Annotated in this window: 18 protein-coding genes; 4 read left to right on the plus strand and 14 right to left on the minus strand. The window is 66.5% G+C overall.

What is annotated here, in order from left to right; genetic code table 11:
• Positions 1–55: 55 nt before the first annotated feature.
• Positions 56–2,722 (minus strand): TonB-dependent receptor, encoded by a 2,667-nt coding sequence (locus AC07R7_RS12390; protein ID WP_494635349.1) that lies wholly within the window; start codon positions 2,720–2,722, stop codon positions 56–58.
• A 124-nt stretch (positions 2,723–2,846) separates the two neighbouring features.
• Between AC07R7_RS12390 and AC07R7_RS12395 the strand changes: the two genes are divergently transcribed.
• The 4 genes from AC07R7_RS12395 (at position 2,847) to nagA (ending at position 6,000) form a co-directional block, all read left to right on the plus strand.
• Positions 2,847–2,915: a hypothetical protein gene (locus AC07R7_RS12395; protein WP_476064238.1), complete on the plus strand. Its 69-nt coding sequence runs from the start codon at positions 2,847–2,849 to the stop codon at positions 2,913–2,915.
• A 75-nt stretch (positions 2,916–2,990) separates the two neighbouring features.
• Entirely contained in the window at positions 2,991–3,734 is a 744-nt protein-coding gene (locus AC07R7_RS12400; RefSeq protein ID WP_492887048.1) for a GntR family transcriptional regulator, read from the plus strand.
• A 38-nt stretch (positions 3,735–3,772) separates the two neighbouring features.
• Complete coding sequence (locus tag AC07R7_RS12405; protein ID WP_494635350.1) at positions 3,773–4,864, plus strand: SIS domain-containing protein; 1,092 nt, start codon at positions 3,773–3,775, stop codon at positions 4,862–4,864.
• Complete coding sequence (nagA, locus tag AC07R7_RS12410) at positions 4,864–6,000, plus strand: N-acetylglucosamine-6-phosphate deacetylase (RefSeq protein WP_494635351.1); 1,137 nt, start codon at positions 4,864–4,866, stop codon at positions 5,998–6,000. The genes AC07R7_RS12405 and nagA overlap by 1 nt, the downstream gene beginning before the upstream one ends.
• Before the next feature lie 80 nt (positions 6,001–6,080).
• Here the strand turns inward: nagA and AC07R7_RS12415 are convergent, their stop codons facing one another.
• From AC07R7_RS12415 to AC07R7_RS12475, 13 genes are all read right to left on the minus strand, one after another.
• The gene (locus tag AC07R7_RS12415) at positions 6,081–8,900 is read right to left on the minus strand and encodes a TonB-dependent receptor (RefSeq protein WP_494635352.1); all 2,820 of its coding nucleotides are present in this window, start codon (positions 8,898–8,900) and stop codon (positions 6,081–6,083) included.
• 267 nt (positions 8,901–9,167) lie between these two features.
• Positions 9,168–9,638 carry a chemotaxis protein CheE gene (locus tag AC07R7_RS12420; RefSeq protein WP_492836624.1) on the minus strand — a complete coding sequence of 157 codons (471 nt, stop codon included), beginning with the start codon at positions 9,636–9,638 and terminating at the stop codon, positions 9,168–9,170.
• Positions 9,635–10,237, minus strand: coding sequence for a response regulator (locus AC07R7_RS12425; protein ID WP_492887052.1), 603 nt, complete (start codon positions 10,235–10,237; stop codon positions 9,635–9,637). The genes AC07R7_RS12420 and AC07R7_RS12425 overlap by 4 nt, the downstream gene beginning before the upstream one ends.
• Positions 10,238–10,244: 7 nt before the next feature.
• The gene (locus AC07R7_RS12430; protein ID WP_492836620.1) at positions 10,245–10,625 is read right to left on the minus strand and encodes a DUF8776 family protein; all 381 of its coding nucleotides are present in this window, start codon (positions 10,623–10,625) and stop codon (positions 10,245–10,247) included.
• 5 nt (positions 10,626–10,630) lie between these two features.
• A complete protein-coding gene (locus AC07R7_RS12435; RefSeq protein ID WP_492836618.1) occupies positions 10,631–11,197 on the minus strand; it encodes a chemotaxis protein CheD in 567 nt (188 codons plus the stop codon).
• The gene (locus AC07R7_RS12440) at positions 11,194–11,583 is read right to left on the minus strand and encodes a response regulator (RefSeq protein WP_010918325.1); all 390 of its coding nucleotides are present in this window, start codon (positions 11,581–11,583) and stop codon (positions 11,194–11,196) included. Before AC07R7_RS12440 ends, AC07R7_RS12435 begins: the two co-directional genes overlap by 4 nt.
• A gap of 3 nt (positions 11,584–11,586) precedes the next feature.
• Entirely contained in the window at positions 11,587–12,621 is a 1,035-nt protein-coding gene (locus AC07R7_RS12445; RefSeq protein ID WP_492887053.1) for a protein-glutamate methylesterase/protein-glutamine glutaminase, read from the minus strand.
• Positions 12,621–13,499: a CheR family methyltransferase gene (locus tag AC07R7_RS12450; RefSeq protein WP_492887054.1), complete on the minus strand. Its 879-nt coding sequence runs from the start codon at positions 13,497–13,499 to the stop codon at positions 12,621–12,623. The genes AC07R7_RS12445 and AC07R7_RS12450 overlap by 1 nt, the downstream gene beginning before the upstream one ends.
• Positions 13,499–13,966 carry a chemotaxis protein CheW gene (locus tag AC07R7_RS12455; RefSeq protein WP_492836611.1) on the minus strand — a complete coding sequence of 156 codons (468 nt, stop codon included), beginning with the start codon at positions 13,964–13,966 and terminating at the stop codon, positions 13,499–13,501. The genes AC07R7_RS12450 and AC07R7_RS12455 overlap by 1 nt, the downstream gene beginning before the upstream one ends.
• A 3-nt stretch (positions 13,967–13,969) precedes the next feature.
• Entirely contained in the window at positions 13,970–16,258 is a 2,289-nt protein-coding gene (locus AC07R7_RS12460) for a chemotaxis protein CheA (RefSeq protein WP_494635353.1), read from the minus strand.
• A gap of 85 nt (positions 16,259–16,343) precedes the next feature.
• Positions 16,344–16,709, minus strand: coding sequence for a response regulator (locus AC07R7_RS12465; RefSeq protein ID WP_062095129.1), 366 nt, complete (start codon positions 16,707–16,709; stop codon positions 16,344–16,346).
• On the minus strand, positions 16,706–16,993 hold the full coding sequence (locus AC07R7_RS12470; protein WP_492887057.1) for an STAS domain-containing protein: 288 nt from the start codon (positions 16,991–16,993) through the stop codon (positions 16,706–16,708). Before AC07R7_RS12470 ends, AC07R7_RS12465 begins: the two co-directional genes overlap by 4 nt.
• Positions 16,993–19,014: a methyl-accepting chemotaxis protein gene (locus tag AC07R7_RS12475; protein ID WP_494635354.1), complete on the minus strand. Its 2,022-nt coding sequence runs from the start codon at positions 19,012–19,014 to the stop codon at positions 16,993–16,995. The genes AC07R7_RS12470 and AC07R7_RS12475 overlap by 1 nt, the downstream gene beginning before the upstream one ends.
• Positions 19,015–19,309 lie beyond the last annotated feature (295 nt).

Below are 19,309 nucleotides of genomic sequence, written 5' to 3' on the forward strand. Positions count from 1 at the left end.
ATCAATGCGCCGTGGCTGGCGGAGGCCCCGTGAGGAGCCTCCGCCGCCGAGCGTCCTAGAAGGCGACGTTCAGCGTGGCCTGCAGCTTGCGGCCGGTGCGGTAGACGCCGCGCGGCAGGGCCGTGGTGTTGGCGTAGGCGTAGTACTCGCTGTCCAGCAGGTTCTGGCCCGAGACCGACATGGTGATGTTCTGGTTGATCGCGTAGCCGACCGTCGCATCCAGAGTCTTGGACGCCTTGACGAACATGTCGTCGCCGCGGTCGACGCCCGTGAAGTACTTCGAGCGCCAGTTGAACGTCGCCCGGGCCGAGAACGGACCATGTTCGTAGAAGGGGCTGACGTTGATCTGGTTCTTCGAATTGTACGGCAGCGGCGCGCCGCCCTGGCCGGAGCCGTCGGCGTAGGTGTAGTTGGCCAGCAGGCCGAAGCCGTAGGCGAAGTTCTGCTGGTAGGCGACCGCCAGGCCCTTCACTTCGGCCGAGCCCGCGTTGAACGGACGGCTGATCTGATAGGTCGTGACCTTGCCTTGCGACTGGTTGAAGTACGATTCCGGCTGCGTGCGGGTCAGGATGTAGTTCGAGATGTCCTTGTAGAACACTTCGGCCGACAGGATCGCTTGCGGCTGGAAGTACCACTCGGCCGAGGCGTTGACGTTGCTCGACTTGTAGGGCTCCAGGCTCGGATTGCCGCCGCCGCCCGTCAGGATGCCGTCCGACAGCCAGAAGTAGTTGGTCATGTCGGCGTAGTTCGGGCGGGCGATCACCTGGGCGGCCGCGAAGCGGAACACCAGGTCCTCGCGGGCGTCGACGATGATGTTCACGCTGGGCAGGACGTTGTCGTAGCTCTTCTTCGTCGTCGCCCAGGTCCAGTCGGCGGCGGCGTTGCAGGCCGCGCCGGGCTTGCAGACATAGCCGGCGCTGTTGACCGAGGTCTTCACGTAGCGGACGCCAAAGTTGCCGCGGACGTTGTCGGCCTTGAAATTGGCCTGGGCGTACAGCGCGTCGATGTTCTCCTCGATGTTCCAGTTGCCGGCCGTGAACTCGGCGGCGGCGAAGATCGACGGCTTGGGCATCGAAGCGCCTGGAGCCAGCCACTTGCCGCTGTCGACGTACGACACCATCGACCGGCCATCGATGCGGAAGCGGTTCGCCATCTGCTCGCCAACGCCGTCGAAGCCCTTCAGGTAGTTGCTGGGCACGGTCGACGGGTCGAACAGCGAGGCCGGGGCGGCGACACCGGTGATGGCGATGCCCGAATACTGCTGACCGGTCAGGTGCTCACGACGCTTGTAGCCGACCTGGACGCGCTGGATGACGCCGTCGAAGTCCTTGCCCAGGTCGAGCTGGGCGTACTTCTCTTCGTCGCTGGTCGGCTTGCTGACCAGGTTGCCGCTCCAGCCCGGATCGGTCGCGAAGGCCGACGGATTGCCCATGACGTTGGTCGTGTAGGTCAGGCTGCCGGGGCTCTTGGGCGCGCCGGAGATGTCGACGGTGTAGTTGGCCCAGTTCAGGAACTCGAGGAAGACTTGGCGCTTGGTGCCGCCGTCGGCGGTGGACTTGCCGATCTCGCCCGACAGATCCCAGCCGTCGGCCTTGTACTGGCCCTTCAGGTGGTAGGTGTCGGACTTCAGCTCGGCTTCGCGGTACTGCACGTCCAGCACGCTCAGCGCGTTGTTGAACGAGGCCTTGGTGACGACGCCGTTATTGACGGTCAGGCCCGTCAGGGCGCCCAGGCTGTTCCAGGTGTTGCCCTGGAAGGCGTACATCGACTGGTTGGTGTTGTCGTAGTCGGCCTTGATCTTCATCCAGTTGAAGTCGAACGACAGAGCGTCGGTCGGCTTCCACTGCAGGGCCGTGGTGTAGGTGGTGCGGGTGCGGTCCTGCTCGAAGTACGAGGCGCCGAAGGCGTTCGGGCTGCGGGCCGTCAGGTTCGAGGTCAGGGTCGTGGCGCACGAGCCGGTGCAGCCCTTGGTCCGCGAGTCCACCGGGTTGTCCGGATTGCCGCCGGCCCACTGATTGGCGGCCATGGTGCCGTAGCTTTCGACGCCGTCGCGACGCAGCTGGTCCTTGGCGCGCTGGACCGAGAAGCTGGCTCCGAAGGTCTGGGCGTCGTTCTTCCAGCTCAGCAGCAGCGAGCCCTGGGCGTCGCCCTTCTTGGAGCGGTCGGTGTAGAGATAGCTCACCGCGCCGGCGACGAGGCCGGCCTTCAGGTCCAGCGGCTTGCGGGTGTTGACGATGACCGTGCCGCCGATGCTGCCTTCGTCGATGCGCGCCTCGGGCGACTTGAAGACCTCGACCTTGCCGACGATCTGCGGCGCCAGAAGGGCGTAGTTGAACGTGCGGCCCGGAGAATCCAGGATGAACCAGTCGGCGGACGCCACGGTCTGGCCGTTGAGCAGGGTGCGGTTCAGCGCCGGGTCGGTGCCCAGGATGCTGACCTTCTCGCCTTGACCGAAGGCGCGGTCGACGGTGACGCCGGGCACGATGGTCAGGGCTTCGGCGACGTTGGAGCTTGGAAACTTGCCCACGTCCTCGGCGGTGACGACGTCGACGATGGCGTTGGCGCGGCGCTTGGACTCGATGGACTGCAGCAGCGAGGCGCGGATGCCGGTGACGACCACCTCTTCCACGGCGGTGTTGTCTTGCGCCAGGGCAGGCGCCGCGGCCATGACGGACATGGCGCTCACCGATACGGCCAGCACGGATTTGCGGAAATTAGACATAACTCGGCTTCTCCCCATTTTTGCCGGGCCTACTGGACCGGAGCCGAACCCCAAGCCCAATATGATACCAATTTTCCGGGAGGTTCCGCAGAAAGTGGTACTTCTCAGGCCTCAGGAGAGAACTGTGACGGAAATTTTGCGGATGACAAGGCCAAAAAGAAACCAATTGCAGACCACGTTCTTATTGGTATGAAAATGGTCATATGCTATCGAGAACGGGTATCGGGGCGCCGTCGGTTTGCGCGACGACTGGCGAGGGAGGCTGTAAATGACGTTTGCTGAACGGATCGGGCGGCTCGACGCTAGGAACGATCACGCTCCGCTCTACAAGCAACTGCAGCGCGCCCTCCGCGAGGCCATCCAGACGAAGGTGCTGGCGCCTGACGACGCCCTGCCCGCCGAGCGTGATCTGGCCGACGAATTCAGCATCTCGCGCATCACCGTCCGCAAGGCGCTGGACGGTCTGGTCAGCGAGGGCCTGCTGACGCGCCGCCAGGGCGCGGGCACCTTCGTCGCCGCGCGCGTGGAAAAGAGCTTCTCCAAGCTCACCTCGTTCACCGAGGACATGATCTCGCGCGGGCGCGTGCCGCGCAGCGAATGGATCAGCCGCGCCGAGGGCCACGTCACGCCCGAGGAGTCGCTGACCCTGGGCCTGTCGCCCGGCACGCCGGTCTATCGTTTCGCCCGCATCCGCTTCGCCGACGGCGCGCCGATGGCCGTGGAGTACACCACCATCGCCGCCTTCGCCCTGCCCTCCACCGAGGTGGTCGGCGTCTCGCTGTACGAGGCGCTGGAGAGCACCGGCCACCGGCCCGTGCGGGCACTGCAGCGCCTGCGCGCGGTGCTGTTCCAGGCCGAGCAGGCCGACCTGCTGGGCGTGCCCGTCAAGGACGCCGGCCTGCTGATCGAGCGGCGCGGCTTCCTGCGCGACGGCCGGGCGGTGGAAGTCACGCAATCCTACTATCGCGGCGATGCGTACGATTTCGTCGCGGAACTGAATGCACTGTCGTGAGCGCCAGTCCCGAGTGTCTTGAGTCTGAGGAGCAGAGCTTGGAGGCGACCGTCTTGACCCGTCCTGAGACCCCCGCGCCCACACGGCCGGCACCCCAGAATCTCGCGCCAGAGTCCACGCGCATGTTCCTGGAAGCCGGCCAGGCCTCGGAAGTCGCCGCGATCCAGCTGGCCGCCAACGCCAGCAAGATCGAGGCCCTGGCCGAGCGTCTGCGCGCCAACCCGCCGCGCGTCGTCGTCACCTGCGCCCGGGGCAGCAGCGACCACGCCGCGACCTTCGCCCGCTACCTGATCGAGACCAAGGCCGGGGTGCTGACCTCGTCGGCCGGTCTGTCGGTCAGCTCGGTCTATGACGCCTCGCCCAACCTGGAAGGCGCGCTGGTTCTGGCCATTTCGCAGTCGGGCAAGAGCCCTGACCTGCTGGCGGCCGTGAAGGCGGCCAAGGCCGCCGGCGCCTATGCGGTGGCCCTGGTCAATGTCGTCGACTCGCCTCTGGCCGAACTGGCCGACGAGGTGATCCCGCTGCATGCCGGCCCCGAGCTCAGCGTCGCGGCCACCAAGTCCTATATCGCCGCCCTCGTGGCCATCACCCAGCTGATCGCCGCCTGGACCCAGGACGATGAGCTGACGCAGGCGCTGGCGACCCTGCCGGCCGCCCTGGCCGAGGCCTGGACCCTGGACTGGTCGCCAGCCGTCGAACGCCTGAAGCTGGCCCGGAATCTCTACGTCCTGGGCCGCGGCGTCGGTTTCGCGGTCGCCCTAGAGGCCGCCCTGAAGTTCAAGGAGACCTGCGGCCTGCACGCCGAGGCCTTCAGCGCCGCCGAGGTTCTGCACGGCCCAATGGCGCTGGTGAAGGCGGGCTTCCCGGCCCTGGTCTTCGCCCAGAACGACGAGAGTCGAGCGAGCGTCGACGAGATGGCCGAAGGCCTGCGCGAGCGCGGCGCCGACGTGCTGCTGGCGGCCCCCGGCGAGGATGGCGCGGACGTCCTGCCGACGCTGTCGAACCACCCGGTGCTCGAGCCGATCCTGATGATCCAGAGCTTCTACCGAATGGCCAATGCGCTTTCGGTCGCGCGCGGCTACGATCCCGACAGCCCGCCCCACCTCAACAAGGTCACTGAAACCGTCTGATGCTGGCTGCACTTGTAAATGGCCGCGTCCTGACGGAAGCCGGCGTCGTCGATGGCAAGGCCGTTCTGATCGAGAGCGGCATGATCGCGGGCGTCGTCGACACCGGCGCGGTTCCGGCCGGCGCTCAAGCCCACGACCTGTCCGGCGGCCTGCTGGTTCCTGGCTATATCGACACCCAGGTCAATGGCGGCGGCGGCGTGCTGTTCAACGACTCGCCTACGTCCGAAGCCATAGCCGCGATCGGCGCGGCCCACAGGGCCTATGGTACGACCGGCTTCCTGCCGACCCTGATCAGCGACGACCTCTCGGTGGTCGACCAGGCCATGCGGGCGACCGAGCAAGCCATCACGCAAGGCGTGCCCGGCGTGCTAGGCGTCCACATCGAGGGTCCGTTCCTCAGCCCCAAGCGCAAGGGCATCCACGACGAGGGCAAGTTCCGCGTCATCGACGAAGAAGCCCTGGCGCTGCTGACCTCGCTGAAGGTCGGCAAGACTCTGGTCACCCTGGCCCCAGAGCGCACCACGCCCGAAATGATCCAGCGCCTGGCCGACGCCGGCGTGCGCGTCGCCGCCGGCCACACCAATGCGCTCCACAAGACCATGCGCCAGGCCCTGGACCACGGCCTGACCGGCTTCACGCACCTGTTCAACGCCATGTCGCCGCTGACCAGCCGCGAGCCGGGCGCGGTGGGCGCGGCTCTGGAGAGCCAGACGGCGTGGGCCGGCATCATCGTCGACGGCCGCCACGTCGACCCGGTGACCCTGAAGATCGCCCTGCGCACCCGGCCTCTCGACCGCTTCATGCTGGTGACCGACGCCATGCCGACGGTGGGCATGACCGACAAGCGCTTCGTCCTGCAGGGCCGCGAGATCGTGGTGCGCGACGGCGTCTGCGTCGACGAGAACGGCACCCTGGCGGGCTCCGACCTCGACATGGCCGGCGCGGTGCGCAACGCCGTCGCGCTGCTGGGCGTCAGCCTGGAGGACGCCGTGATGATGGCCTCGGCCGCCCCCGCGGCGTTCCTGGGCCTGGGGACCCAGCGCGGCCGGATCGCCCAGGGCTTCGCGGCCGACTTCTGCCTGCTCGACGACGCGCTCAACGTCACGGCGACCTGGATCGACGGGGTCGCCGGGTAGCCTCTCTTGGCCGGCCATCCCGCAACGAAAAAGGCCGCCGGTCACCCGGCGGCCTTTCCCGTTCACGCCTCGCGGCGTGACTACATCTTGTAACGGACCCCGAACATGATGGTCCGGCCGAAGTGGTTGTATTCGTAGTTCCGGTCGGCCGCGAGGTCGGTGAAGCGGTCGCGGTACTCGTCCGTCAGGTTCACGCCTTCCAGCGAAACCTCGAAGTTGTCGTTGAGGCGATAGCGCATCGAGGCGTCGACATTGACCGAGCTGTTGTAGCCCTCGAACACATTGCCGGTGTCGCTGGCCGCGTCGATATAGCCACTGCGATAGGCGACCGAGGCGCGAGCGCTGAACTTGTCGGCCTCGTAGTAGAGCGTCGCGTTGAAGGCGCGCTTCGACAGGTCGAACAGGCTCGACGACTCATCACGCGCAACGAGTTGCGGGAAGGAAAGCTGTGCGTTCGTCGTCGGATTCCGAGGGTCGGCGACGGTGGCTGCGCCATTGACCCGATAGTTGACGTTGGAATCGACCAAGGTCACGTTGGCGATGCCGCCGAACTTCGACCAGAAGCCGGGCAGGAACGAGAAGGGTCCCTGGATCGCGAACTCTACGCCCTTCAGCGAAGCGCCCTTCCCGTCGATCGTCGTGCCAATCGTCCAGGGCCGCGCTTCGGGATTGGCGGCGGCGGGCGAGCTGGCCAGGATCAGCGACAGCGGCAAGCCGGTCGACGCGTAGGTGCCCTGGACGGACGTCGAGAGCGGGAAGCTCGCGATGTCCTTCTTGAACAGCGCGACCGAGAAGATCGACTCGCGGGCGAAATACCATTCCACCGCGGCGTCATAGGCCTTGGCGCGATAGGGCTTCAGCTGAGGATTGCCGGTGGTGATGCGGTAGTTGAAACCGTCCACCGACCCGCCGGGCGTCAGGGCGCCGAGGTTGGGACGCGTCATCACCTTGGCGGCCGAGGCGCGGACGATGACCTTGTCCATCGGATAGAGCACCAAGTTGGCCGCGGGCAGCCAGTCCTTATAGGTGCGATCGACGGTCAGGTTCTGGCCGCTGTTGAGGCCGGTCGAGGACTGCTCGGTCTTCACGTACCGCACGCCGGCGTTCAGCGCGTAGTCGAGGTCGCCGATCCGGCTCTTCACGTCCATCTGGACGAAGGCGCCGGTGTCCTTCTCGGTCACGGCGCGGGTATTGCCGGCCTGCTGGATCAGAGGGCGGTTGTAGAGATTGACCAGGGCCGTCGCCGCATCGAGGTTCGGAGCCGCCCAGCTGGTCGTCGTGCCGGCCGGCGCCTCCGCGCCGCTCAGGGTGAAGTTCGTGGTCAGCGCCGAGGTGACCGGCGCGCCGTAGGTCCCGGCCGCGCAGGTGAAGGCGGCGCAGTAGGTCGAGTCGCGCGCGCCCTCGCGCAGGTTCAGGTCGAACTGGCGGAACGACGCGCCGCCCTTTAGCGTGATCGAGTCGCTCATCGCCCAGTCGCCGTTCAGGCCGAAGGTCTTGAACTTATTGGTGTTGTTCGACGGACGGTCGCGGAATTCCGCGAACTGGAAATTCGTCGGATCGCTGATGCTGGCGCCGAACGCCAGCACCGGCTTCTTCATGTTGGTATAGTCATAGCTGTAGCCGGTGGCGTCCCGGTCGTCGAAGATGATCGTCGTCTCATACGGGATGTCGGCGTCCGACTTCGAGAAGCCGGCCAGACCCTGGATCTTGAACTTGTCCGAGAACTCGTGGGTCAGGTTCGCGCCGAGTTGGTAGAAGGTGGTGTCCAGCTTGCGCTCATAGTGCTCCAGGCGCACCCAGGCGTTGTCGAACGTGCCCTTGATCATGTTGTTGTTGCTGTCCAGCGTGTAGTCGCGGACGTTGATCGAGCGCTCGTTGGAGCGGAACAGGACCTCGGCCCACTTCTCGTTGCGGGTGGCCTTGTACTTCGAATACAGGCCGTCGACCGACAACTTGGTGCGGTCGGTCGGCGCATACTGGAAGCTGCCGGTCAGCCCCAGGCGCTCACGATCATGGGTGACCTGGCCGTAGCGCGGAATACGGGGGTGGAAGGCCAGCGCCGCTTCGTTACAGGCCGCGCTCGGAACGTAGGAGCCGCCGCTGTTTTGCGTGGTGAAGCAGTTGGTCGAACCCACGCGGTTGAAGCGGGCCTGGGCCCAGCGCACGGTGTTGTTGGTCGACTCAATCTGTTCCTGCTGGGAATAGGCGGCCGAGATCGACGCGCCCCACACGCCGCTCGGGTGACGATAGTTGACCAGGCCGGCCAGGCGCGGACCGAGATCCTTGCTCAGGCTGTTGTATTGACCCTGCGCGCTGAGCGCGAGCGTGAAGCCGTCCTTGCCGGCCAGCGGGTTGCCGGTGTTCAGGTCGACGACCGCGCCCAGGGAGCCTTCGTCGAGCGAAGCCTCGGCGGTCTTGTGGACGACCAGCGAGCTGAACAGCTCTGAAGCGAAGACGTTGAAGTCGAAGCCGCGCTCGCGGTTGGCGCTGGCGCCGTCCGAGGTGGTGGCGACCGCTTCCATGCCGTTGACCCGCACGCGGGTGAAGCGCGAGCCCAGGCCGCGCACGGTGATGGCGCGGCCTTCGCCGCCGTCGCGAACGATCGAGATGCCGGGAACGCGCTGCAGCGACTCGGCGAGGTTCTGATCGGGGAACTTTGCGATGTCCTCGGCGACGATGACGTCGACCGACGAGACCGAGTCGCGCTTGGCGTTGAGCGCCGCATCCAGCGATTTGCGGAAGCCGGTGACCACGATAGCCTCGACTTGATCATCGGCAGGGGCCGGAGCGGGCGCTTCCTGGGCCGACGCGGCGCCGGCGAAAACCATCGCCAGGGCCAGGGCGCTAGCGGACACGCCGTAGTGCAGGGCGCGCACGCGCCCCGTGGTATTCTTGGACATAGAACCTCCTCCCGATGAGACCATTTGGAGACGGCGTCGCCGCCGCCCTAGGCCTTCGTTTCAGCTCCGCGTCCTTCCCACGAAGCCGCACCCCGGCCTTAGATCTTGGTTTTTGCTACCGGTGTCATAGACAGACACTCGTTTCTGACACCGGTATCAGAGGACTAACAAAGCGATTGGCGGCCGACAAGGCCACAAAGCGGACACAACTCACGAGACCTAGCGCCGTTGCGTTTCCGACACATGGCGGCGGCGGGTCAGGCCGGGTCAGACCTCGTCGGGACGGTGGTGACTGACCTGATAGAGGCCTTCCAGCATCGCCGCGCGCTGATCCGCCGGCAGCTGGGCGCCCATGGCCCGCAGCAGCTTCAAGGCATTGAGGTGGACGTCGACCGCATCCCAGCGCCAGACCTCGGCTTCCGCCAGGCTGTCGGCCAGGGTGCACAGGGACACCGCCGCCTTGTCGACTCCGCTGTCGGAGACGAAATGACCAACGTCGATGATCCGTGAGCTGAGCAGGTAAAGCGCATCGAACGGCTCGCTCTCGCGGTCTTCGGCGGCCTTGCCGAAGCGACGCTCGATCTCGGCCAGCGTTTCGTCCAACGCGGCCAGCGAGGCCTCGCGCAGGCTCTCGACTCCCGCCTCGGCGGCGATGACGGCGTCCTGGGCCAGGATGCCGCCCCGCTCCTTGATCATGCTGGCGAGGCGGTTGGGGGGACGGAATTTACGGACGGTCATATCTGCACCTTCGCTGGGCGCATCAGGTTGGCGATTTCGTCATCCGACATGTTGGGCGTCTGCGCATCGCCCACCTCGGCCGGGAGGTCATCCTTCCGCCGTCCATCCGTCCCTGGCGGGGGTCCCTCGTGCTTGAAACGGCGATCAGGTCCTATGTAGCTGTCGCATTCGATGAACTGCCGCTCCTCGCGAGCGACCCAGACGATACGCTCCAGCAGCACCTTGGGCGTGATCGGCTTGGCCACGACGTAGTTCGACCCCGCGTCGCGCAGCTTGAAGATCTGCGAGGTGCGGGTGTGGCCGGTGACCAGGATGACCGGGACGTAGCGGTTGGTCTCGCCAGCGTCCTTGCGCAGCCATTCGATGAACTCGATGCCGTCGGTGACGGGCATCTGCACGTCGCTGATGATCAGGTCGAAGGTCTTGGTTCGGATCAAGGTCTGCGCGTCCGCGACACTCTCGGCCCGGAGCAGCTGTTTGACGCCAAAGCCCGAGACCACCTGCGACAATATGTCCAACGAGGGACCGTTGTCATCCAAGACCAGAACCGTGGCCTTTTCGAGATTGATCCGCGTCGAGGGAAGGAGCGGGTCGGCCATCGCGCGCCTAGAAGAAGTCGAGCTCGCCGGGGTCGGCGCGTTCGCCCTGCCGCTCCTCGGCGCGCAGCCTCACGACCATGTCGGACAGACCCAGCCCCCTCAGCAGCGGCTCGATCGAGACGTTCCATTCGCCGGAGGCGTGCTGGCCGATGCGCTCGAGCACCTCGGACAGGCCGTGCAGGCGCTGGCTCAGCTCGTCCAGCGACTGCAGACGCGTCAGATTCTCCAGCGTCGCCCCGCCCCTGGCGAGGTCGCCGGCCAGGTGTTCGCAGTCCCGGCACAGGGTCGCGGCCGAAGCCAGTTCCACCGCCAGACGACGCGACAGCTCTCCGACCGGCAGGTGCTCGGTCGGTGCGGTCGTCGGCGTCTGAAGCGGCAGCGCGGTCATCAGGCTCAGAACAGATCCACGTCGCCGCTGGCCACCGACGGCATCGGCGGCGGAACGGGACGGCGGACATCCTGCGGCGCGTTGTCGACGGCCACCAGACGCTGGCGCACCCGACCCGAGGTCGGCCAGAACTCGACGCGACGGGCCGAGACCCCGCCAGTGCTGGACGAGACGATCGGGATGCCTTCGTCGCGCAGGAAGCGTTCGGCGAAGGCGGCGTTGCTGGCGCCGACGTCCGAGAGGCCGTCGAACAGCTTGGCCCCGCCGAAGATCTTGGCTTCCATCCGCTCGCGGCGGGCGCCCTTCTTCAGCAGATCGTTGATCAGCACTTCCATGGCGTAGGCGCCGTAGCGGACAGCGTCGCCGCCGGTGCGGCCATCGCCCGAATCCGGCAGCAGGAAGTGGTTCATGCCACCGACACCGGCTTGCGGATCGCGGATGCATGCGGCGATGCACGAGCCCAGCACGGTGGTCATCACCACCTGCGGGTCGCCCGTCACATGGCTTTCGCCCTGGGTCACATGAACCTTGACCGCCCGTTCCGGGTCGTCGTGATGGGAGAATTGCGTCATGTCAGCTGCCCGAACACCTGTTCGATCTTCTCTTTCAAGCCTTGAACCGTAAACGGCTTGACGCAGTAGTTGTTGACGCCGAACTGCACGGCGCGCTGGACCAGTTCGCGGTCGGCGCGGCCCGTCAGCATGACGAAGGCGGTCTGGCGGATCGGCGGGTGCGAGCGCACCGCGCGCAACAGCGCCAGGCCATCCATCTTCGGCATGTTGAAGTCCGAGATGACGAGGTTGGCGGGCTTGGCCAGGAGGTTCTTGAGAGCCTCCTCGCCATCCGGCGCCTCACGGATGTCCTTGAAGCCGATCTGCTGCAACGCATTGCGGATCAGAGCCCGCATGGTGAGCTGGTCGTCGACCACGAGTACGGAGATGGTGCTAGCTTGCGGCATGGTTCATCGCCTCGCGGAGGCCAGATCGAGGATGGATTGGCCCATGTGGGACAGGGAGACCTGCTTCTCCACAGCGCCAATTTCGAAAGCGGAGCGCGGCATGCCGTAGACGACGCACGAAGCTTCGTCCTGGCCCAGCGTCTTGGCGCCGGCCTTGCGCATGGCCAGAAGGCCCTGGGCGCCGTCGCGGCCCATGCCGGTCAGGATAGCCCCGACCGCCTTGTCGCCGACGGCGTTGGCCACCGAGTTGAACAACACGTCCACCGACGGGCGGTGGCCGCTGACCGGGTCGCCCTGGACCAGGCGGCAACGCAGGCCGGCCGAGCGAACGACCGTGAGATGCGCCGCGCCGCCGGGAGCGACATAGACCTTGCCAGGCTCCAGCAGGGCGCCGTCGACAGCCTCCTGCACCTTGGCCCCGCTGGCGCGATCCAGGCGCGCGGCGAAGCTGGCGGTGAAGGTCGCCGGCATGTGCTGAGTGATGACCGTCGGCGGGCAGGTCTCGGGGAACAGCGTCAGGATCGACAGCAGGGCTTCCACCCCGCCGGTCGACGAACCGATCGCCACGATGTCGCCCGACGGCACGAAGTCCTTGCGCCGCACGGGCGCGGCCGCCGGGGCCGCGCCGGCGTTGGTGCGAACCGAGGCGCGGGCGGCGATCTTCACCTTGGTGACGATCTCGGCCAGGGCTTCCTGGGTGCCGGTGGCGTCGGCGGGCTTGCCCACGCAGTCCACCGCGCCCAGTTCCAGGGCCCGCAGCGTCATCTCGGCGCCGGCCTGGGTCAGGGTCGAGACCATGACCACCGGCATCGGCCGCAGGCGCATGATCTTCTCGAGGAACTCGATGCCGTTCATGTTCGGCATCTCGATGTCGAGCGTGACGACGTCGGGGTTCAGGGCCTTGATCATGCCCCGCGCCTCGAACGGGTCGCCGGCGCCGCCGACCACCTCGATCTCCGGGTCGCGGGAGAGGGCCGCCGTGATCAGGCTCCGCATGGTGGCGGAGTCGTCGACGACAAGAACGCGAATCTTCGGCATCAGCGGCCCACCTTCCTATAGGCGGTCAGGCCGCAGCTTTCGAACGCGGTGACATTGGAGCCCACACGCTCGGAATGGCCGACATAGAGACGGCCGCCAGGCGCGACGAGCGGCGCGAAGCGGCTCCAAACACGTTCTTGGGTAGGTTCATCGAAATAGATCACGACATTCCGGCAGAAGATGGCGTCAAATGGCCCCTTCATAGGCCATGACGGACCGTTGAGATTTAGTTCCCGGAACGCGACCAGGCTGCGGGCCGCGTCGCAAACGCGCCAGGCGCGCCGATCCGAGGCGTCGCGCTCGAAGAACTGGCTGCGCGCCGAGGCTGGAATCCCTTCCAGCAGCGATTCGTCGTAGACGGCCTCGCGGCCGATCGCCAGCACGTTGGTGTCGATGTCCGTGCCCAGGATCCGGATGTCCAGATCGGCCGCGTTCGGCCATACCGACAGCACCGTGAAGGCCATCGAATAGGGCTCCTGGCCCGACGAGCTGGCGGCCGACCACAGACGCAGCCGCCCCCCGGCGCGCACCTTGTCGACGACAGGTTCCAGCACGTTGGCGCGCAGGTCGTCGAAGTGATGCGGCTCGCGGAAGAAACGCGTGACGTTGGTCGTCAGCGCGCGGAGCATCTCCTGGCTCTCGTCTTGGCCCTTGTCGCTGGCGACGAAGGCGCAGTACTCGGTGAACGTCCGCAGACCCAGGGTCCGCAAGCGCTTGGCCAGGCGCGAATAGACCAGCGTCGCCTTGCTGTCGGGCAAGCTGATGCCGGCCAGATCGTACAGCAGCGCGGCGATGCGCTTGAAATCCTGATTGGTGAACGCGAACTCGCCATCGACGATGGCTTCGCGGCGCTCTGAGGTGGAAGCGAAATTCGTCATCAGGCGGCCAGGGCCTCCCGTTCGGGCAGGATGCGGTCCAAGGAGATCTCGCTGATCATGCGGCCCTCGATCGAGATGATGCCGCGGACGAAGTTGCGGACGGTGTCGCAGGCCATGTCCGGGGTCGGCTGGATCATGTCGTCGTTGATCGACAGGATGTCAGACACCGCGTCGACCAGCAGGCCGACGGTGCGGTCGCCCGCCTTGACCACGATGAAGACGCTGCGGACGGTCGGCTCGATCACCGGCATGCCCAGGCGGCAGGCCAGGTCCATGATCGGCAGCACCGCGCCGCGCAGATTGATCACGCCGCGCATGAAGCCGGGCGACTGCGGGAGCACCGTGGCCGGGCTCCAGCCGCGGATCTCGCGGACCGCCATGATGTCGACGCAGTACTCCTGGTCGCCCACGCGGAAGGAAATCAGTTCCCGGCGGTCAATGCCTATGGCGGTGGCATGGTCGGTCATGACTTACTCCGCCGCGATGAGGGTGGGTTCTGTGGGGCGAGGCGCGCCGCCTTCACGGCGGCGCATGGCGATCGTCGCGTCGACGTCCAGGATCAGGGCCACGCGGCCGTCGCCCAGGATGGTCGCGGCGGCGACGCCCTCGACCTGCTGGTAGTTCTGCTCCAGCGACTTGATGACGACCTGGCGCTGGCCATGGATGGCGTCGGCCACCAGGGCCGCGCGCGAGCCGTCCTCGCCCTCGACCAGCAGCACGACGCCGTCGGTCGGGTTGGGGCTATGGTCGCGGTAGCCGAGCGTCAGGCCGACGTCGATCAGCGGCACGAAGCTGTCGCGGACGGCCAGCACCGAGCCGACCGGGCCCAGCGGGCGAACTTCTTCCGGCTTCGGACGCAGGCTCTCGACGATGGCGGCCAGCGGCACGACCAGGGTCTCGCCGGCGACGTCGACCACCATGCCGTCCAGAACGGCCAGGGTCAGCGGCAGGCTCAGCGTGAAGGTCGACCCCTGGCCGGGGCGCGAGGTGATCGAGATGCGGCCGCCCAGAGCCTGGACCGAGCGCTTGACCACGTCCATGCCGACGCCGCGGCCCGACACGTCCGAAATCTTGTCGGCGGTCGAGAAGCCCGGGAGGAAGATCAGGTTGTCAATCTCTTCGTCGGTCAAGGTCACGTCGGGGGCGATCAGGCCCTTCTTGACGGCGATCGACAGCACCCGCTCGCGATTGATGCCCTTGCCGTCGTCCGAGACCTCGATGACGATCCGGCCGCTGCGGTGCAGCGCGGCCAGGCGCACGACGCCTTCGGCGTTCTTGCCGGCCGCCTTGCGCTCCTCGGGGCTTTCCAGCCCGTGGTCGATGGCGTTGCGCAGCATGTGGGTGATCGGGTCGGACAGACGCTCGATGACCGTCTTGTCGACCTCGGTGTTTTCGCCGTCCATGACCAGACGGGCCTGCTTGCCCGTCATGTTGGCGACTTCGCGGACCAGGCGCGGCATGCGCTGGAACACCGACTTCACCGGCTGGGCGCGGATGGCCATGACGCTGTCCTGGATCTCGCGGGTGAGCTGTTCCAGCTCATCCAGACCCATGGCTAGGTTGGAGGACGGAGCGATGCCATATTCGCCGACGCGTTGCGCCAGCATGGCCTGGTTGATGACCAGTTCGCCGACGAGATCGATCAGGCGGTCGATGCGCTCGGGATCGACGCGGATGACTGACTGGCCCGGACCCGGGACCTCGACCTGGGTGGCCTTCGGCGTCGGGGCGGCCGGCTTGGCGGCCTCGACCACCGGCGCGGGGGGCGGCGCGACGGGCGCGACCTCGGCGACGGGCGCCAAAGCCGCTTCGGGGGCTTGAATTTCGATGGCGGCCGGAGCGGCGGGCTCGACGGCCATTTCGGGGATGGTCTCGGCGACCGTCAGCAGCGAGGCCAGGGCGTCCTCGACCGCGGCTTCGCCACGGGTGATTTCCAGGTCGCAGTCACCGTCGACGAACTCGAAGACTTCGCGGATCGCGGTCTCGTCGTCCTCGGTTTCGAGGCGGACGCTCCAGGTCACGAAGGCGGCTTCCGGATCCAGATCTTCCAGCGCCGGCAGGGCGCGATCGTCCAGCGTCGCCTTGATCGGACCCAGGCGGTTGAGCTCGCGCAGCAGCAGCGCCGTCTCGTTGGCCTTGCGGTAGAGGTCCGACTTCGGACGGATCGACACCGTCCAGACGTTGGCGGGGATCAGATCGGCGTCGGCGGCCTGCGCCTCGACCGAGATGGTCTGGGGCACGAAGACGAAGCCAAGGTCGTCGTCATCCATGGCGTCTTCGGCGGCGACGACAGAAACAGTGGTGGGCGGGGCCGGAGCGGCCTCCTCGACCGGCGCCGGGGCGGCGGCGGCCGGCGCCGGAGCCGGAGCGGCGTTCGGGTCGGTCCAGGTTTCCAGCTCGGCGGCCATGGCGGCCGAGGCGGCCATGTCGACATCACCCAGGCCGCGCGCGGCGCTGACGTGGTCGGCCAGGATGTCGGAGGCGCGCAGCATGACGGCGGCCAGATCGACCGTGTTAGGCACCGAGCCGGCGCGCACGGCGTCCAGCAGGGTCTCGAACACGTGGGCGAAGCGCACCAACGGCTCGAGGCCGAAGGCGCCGGCGCCGCCCTTGATCGAGTGGACGGCGCGGAACACGGCGTTGACCGTTTCGCTGTCGCCGGCCCCTTCCTGCATGGCCAGGAGACCGCCCTCGAGGTCGGCGAGAAGCTCCTCGCATTCCTGGAAGAAGGTAACCTTGATGGCCTCTAGCTCGTCCATGTCCCGTACGTCCTAATTCGCGTCTAGCAACGGGTAGTCAAAATTCGGCACGCGGTACTTGAGCCTGACTCAGGCGGCCCCGGACCTAGGCGGCGACGCGGCGGATGGCGTCGACCAGCTTTTCCGGGTTGAACGGCTTGACGATCCAGCCCGTCGCGCCGGCTTCGCGAGCCCGCTGCTTCTTGGCCGGGTCGCTTTCCGTGGTCAGGACCAGGATCGGGATGGCGCGATAGTCGTCATCGACCCGCACCGCCTCGATGAAGCCGAAGCCGTCCAGCTTGGGCATGTTGATGTCCGTGATGATCACGTCGGGGCGATGGGCGGAGAGAACCTCCAGGCCATGTTCGCCGTCGACCGCTTCGACCACGTTGAAGCCGGCGCCAGCTAGAGCCATGCGCAGCATGTCCCGCATGGTGCGGGAGTCGTCGACCGTGAGAATCGTACGGGTCACGATTCAGCTCCTTGGAATTCCGCCGAGAGGAGCACCCTTTCGGCGCCGAAAAGACGGGTGGTTTCGACAAAGGCCTCGGAAGGCCCCTTGATGGAAAAGGCTTGACCGTCCTGGTCCCACGCCTTGCGGGCGGCCAGCAGAACCTGCAGGCACAGACCGCCGAGGCGACGGACCTGATCGGCTTCCACGATGATCGCCGCGCCGCGGCGTTCCAGGAAGGCGGCCTTCAGAGGGGCCGCGGCCTTCAGATCCAGGGTTTCAGGCAGCGCGATCGCGGCGGCCATTAGAATTCCTCCCAACCATCCGTAGTGGGGGCCTGGGCGACAGCCGCCGAACCATTGCTCCGGCCCGGACGGGCGAAGGTGTTCAGGCGGGCCTGCTGCTCGGCCACCGGGTTGCGCGCCGGAGCGTGCTGGGCCGCATCGGCCATGGCCGGGCGGGTGTAGTTCGAAGCGCCGTTCCCCACTTGGAAGCGGGCCATCAGGCGGACCAGTTCACCGGTCTCGCCTTTCAGCGAGTGCGTCGCGGCGGTCGATTGCTCGACCATGGCGGCGTTCTGCTGCGTGACCTGATCCATCTGGTTCACGGCCGTGTTGACTTCGTTCAGACCAGTCGCCTGCTCCGCGGCCGAAGCCGCGATTTCGGTGACCAGGGCGTCGATCTCGCCGACCTTCGCCACGATCCGTTGCAGCGCCTCGCCCGTCTGGCCGACCAGGCTGACGCCTTGGCTGACCTGCTGGGTCGAGCTGGAGATCAAGGCCTTGATCTCCTTGGCCGCTTCGGCCGAGCGCTGGGCCAGGGCCCGGACTTCCTGGGCGACGACCGCGAAGCCGCGGCCCGCTTCGCCCGCCCGCGCGGCTTCGACGCCGGCGTTCAGGGCCAGGAGGTTGGTCTGGAAGGCGATCTCGTCGATCACGCCGATAATCTGGCTGATCTGCTTGGACGAGTTTTCGATCTCGCCCATGGCCGACACTGCCTGATGCACGACTTGGCCGCTATGCGTCGCTTCGCCACGCGTCGTTGAGACCACGTCCGAAGCCTGGCGGGCGCCCGAGGCCGTGCGGCGCACGGTGGCGGTCAGCTCGTCCAGCGCGGCGGCGGTCTCTTCCAGGCTGGCGGCCTGTTGTTCGGTGCGGCGCGACAGGTCGTCCGAGGCGTGGGCGATCTCGTCGGCGCCGGTGCGCAGGCCGTCGGTCGAGGCGGCGATGACTTTCATCGTCTCCTGCAGCGAGCCCATGGCGCCGTTGAAGTCGTCCTTCAGCTTGCGGTAGTCGCCAGGGAAGTCGGCGGTCACGCGGAAGGTCAGGTCGCCCGAGGCCAGCTTCTCCAGGCCCTGGGCCAGGTTGCTGACGACGGTCGAGGCTTCCTGGGCGGCGGCCGCCGCGGCGGCTTCCTTGGCGCGGCGTTCGTCGGCCGTGAGGGCGGCGGACTTTTCCTGCTCGGCGCGCAATGTGTCGAGGTGCAGTTGGTTGTCGCGGAAGACCTTCAGCGCCGTGACGATGGCGCCCAGTTCGTCGCCGCGCGTCAGCTTCTCGAGGTCGATGCTGTTGTCGCCTTTCGACAGCTTGTCGGTGGCGCCGGCGATGTCGTTGATCGACTTGCGGGTCGTCATGACGGTGAACCACGCCAGACCGCCGACGGCGGCCAGGGTGATCAGCGACATCACGATCGTGATGCTCATCGCGGCGGTCGCCTCGGCCTGGCGCTTGGCGCTCTCGGCTTCGACGCGCTTGTTGGCGGCGCCGACGACCTGGTCGAGCGTGCCTGTCATCTTGGCGTACTGTTCTTCGAACGGGGCGATGAAGCCCACGGCCATGTTGAAGTCGACGCCGATCATGCCGCTGACCGTGTCGATGGCGCTGCGGCACTCATCGAGTTGCTTGATCAGTTCGGCGATCTTGGGTTGTTCGGCCGCCGGCAGCTTGGCCTTGAGGGCGGCCAGTTCCTTCTTGATCGAGTCGGTCTCGGTCAACACGGCGGCCATGCGAGCGTCGTTCTTGCCGACGTCGATGTTGCCAGCCTTGTGGGTCATGACGGTGTAGAGCTCACCGTTGACGTTTGAAATACGCTTGGAGATCTTCTGGATCTCCAAGTTTTCGCGCATGTCGCTTTCAACGACCTGTTTCAGAGCGGCCGACTGGCTCTTCTGAACAACAATGGCGCCACCCGCCATCAGGGCCAGCATCAGCAAAGCGAATGCCGGCGCGAAGCCGATCTTTATAATCAACGGTAAATCGACGAGACGAATCCGTTTCATCGCGAGGTTCCCTCCAACCGGCGCGCCGTGCCCACGGACCGCCAACATGAGAGGGGATAATCCCCATAGAGTCCTAACAGACTCTGACTTGGTTAAAGCCAATTCGACATAATAGTTCGAGGTGGTGTCGGACGGGTCGTTTCGTCGCAGGCTCCCACGCGCGGAATCTATAAAGACGGGAGCACCTAGCGGGCGTCGCGCGGCACCCCTCTGATGGTTACCTGACAGTAAACTTCCAATATTCTTCGCCGACTCAGATTCTCTTAACTTGAACCTGCGAAAAAGCCCCTGCGTCCGGTTGGCGCAGCGTCCACAGGACGGGACATATTTACTAGGAGCAGCG

It is taken from the genome of Caulobacter sp. GW821-FHT05F04 (assembly GCF_059419665.1).

Excerpts from the sequence above, each read along its gene's own strand:
- AC07R7_RS12445 (WP_492887053.1), bottom strand. The coding sequence starts at position 12,621 with ATGCCGAAGATTCGCGTTCTTGTCGTCGACGACTCCGCCACCATGCGG.
- AC07R7_RS12475 (WP_494635354.1), bottom strand. The coding sequence starts at position 19,014 with ATGTTGGCGGTCCGTGGGCACGGCGCGCCGGTTGGAGGGAACCTCGCG.
- AC07R7_RS12435 (WP_492836618.1), bottom strand. The coding sequence starts at position 11,197 with ATGACGCAATTCTCCCATCACGACGACCCGGAACGGGCGGTCAAGGTT.
- AC07R7_RS12430 (WP_492836620.1), bottom strand. The coding sequence starts at position 10,625 with ATGACCGCGCTGCCGCTTCAGACGCCGACGACCGCACCGACCGAGCAC.
- AC07R7_RS12440 (WP_010918325.1), bottom strand. The coding sequence starts at position 11,583 with ATGCCGCAAGCTAGCACCATCTCCGTACTCGTGGTCGACGACCAGCTC.
- AC07R7_RS12400 (WP_492887048.1), top strand. The coding sequence starts at position 2,991 with ATGACGTTTGCTGAACGGATCGGGCGGCTCGACGCTAGGAACGATCAC.
- AC07R7_RS12425 (WP_492887052.1), bottom strand. The coding sequence starts at position 10,237 with ATGGCCGACCCGCTCCTTCCCTCGACGCGGATCAATCTCGAAAAGGCC.
- AC07R7_RS12390 (WP_494635349.1), bottom strand. The coding sequence starts at position 2,722 with ATGTCTAATTTCCGCAAATCCGTGCTGGCCGTATCGGTGAGCGCCATG.
- AC07R7_RS12450 (WP_492887054.1), bottom strand. The coding sequence starts at position 13,499 with ATGACGAATTTCGCTTCCACCTCAGAGCGCCGCGAAGCCATCGTCGAT.
- AC07R7_RS12470 (WP_492887057.1), bottom strand. The coding sequence starts at position 16,993 with ATGGCCGCCGCGATCGCGCTGCCTGAAACCCTGGATCTGAAGGCCGCG.
- AC07R7_RS12460 (WP_494635353.1), bottom strand. The coding sequence starts at position 16,258 with ATGGACGAGCTAGAGGCCATCAAGGTTACCTTCTTCCAGGAATGCGAG.
- nagA (WP_494635351.1), top strand. The coding sequence starts at position 4,864 with ATGCTGGCTGCACTTGTAAATGGCCGCGTCCTGACGGAAGCCGGCGTC.
- AC07R7_RS12415 (WP_494635352.1), bottom strand. The coding sequence starts at position 8,900 with ATGTCCAAGAATACCACGGGGCGCGTGCGCGCCCTGCACTACGGCGTG.
- AC07R7_RS12420 (WP_492836624.1), bottom strand. The coding sequence starts at position 9,638 with ATGACCGTCCGTAAATTCCGTCCCCCCAACCGCCTCGCCAGCATGATC.
- AC07R7_RS12455 (WP_492836611.1), bottom strand. The coding sequence starts at position 13,966 with ATGACCGACCATGCCACCGCCATAGGCATTGACCGCCGGGAACTGATT.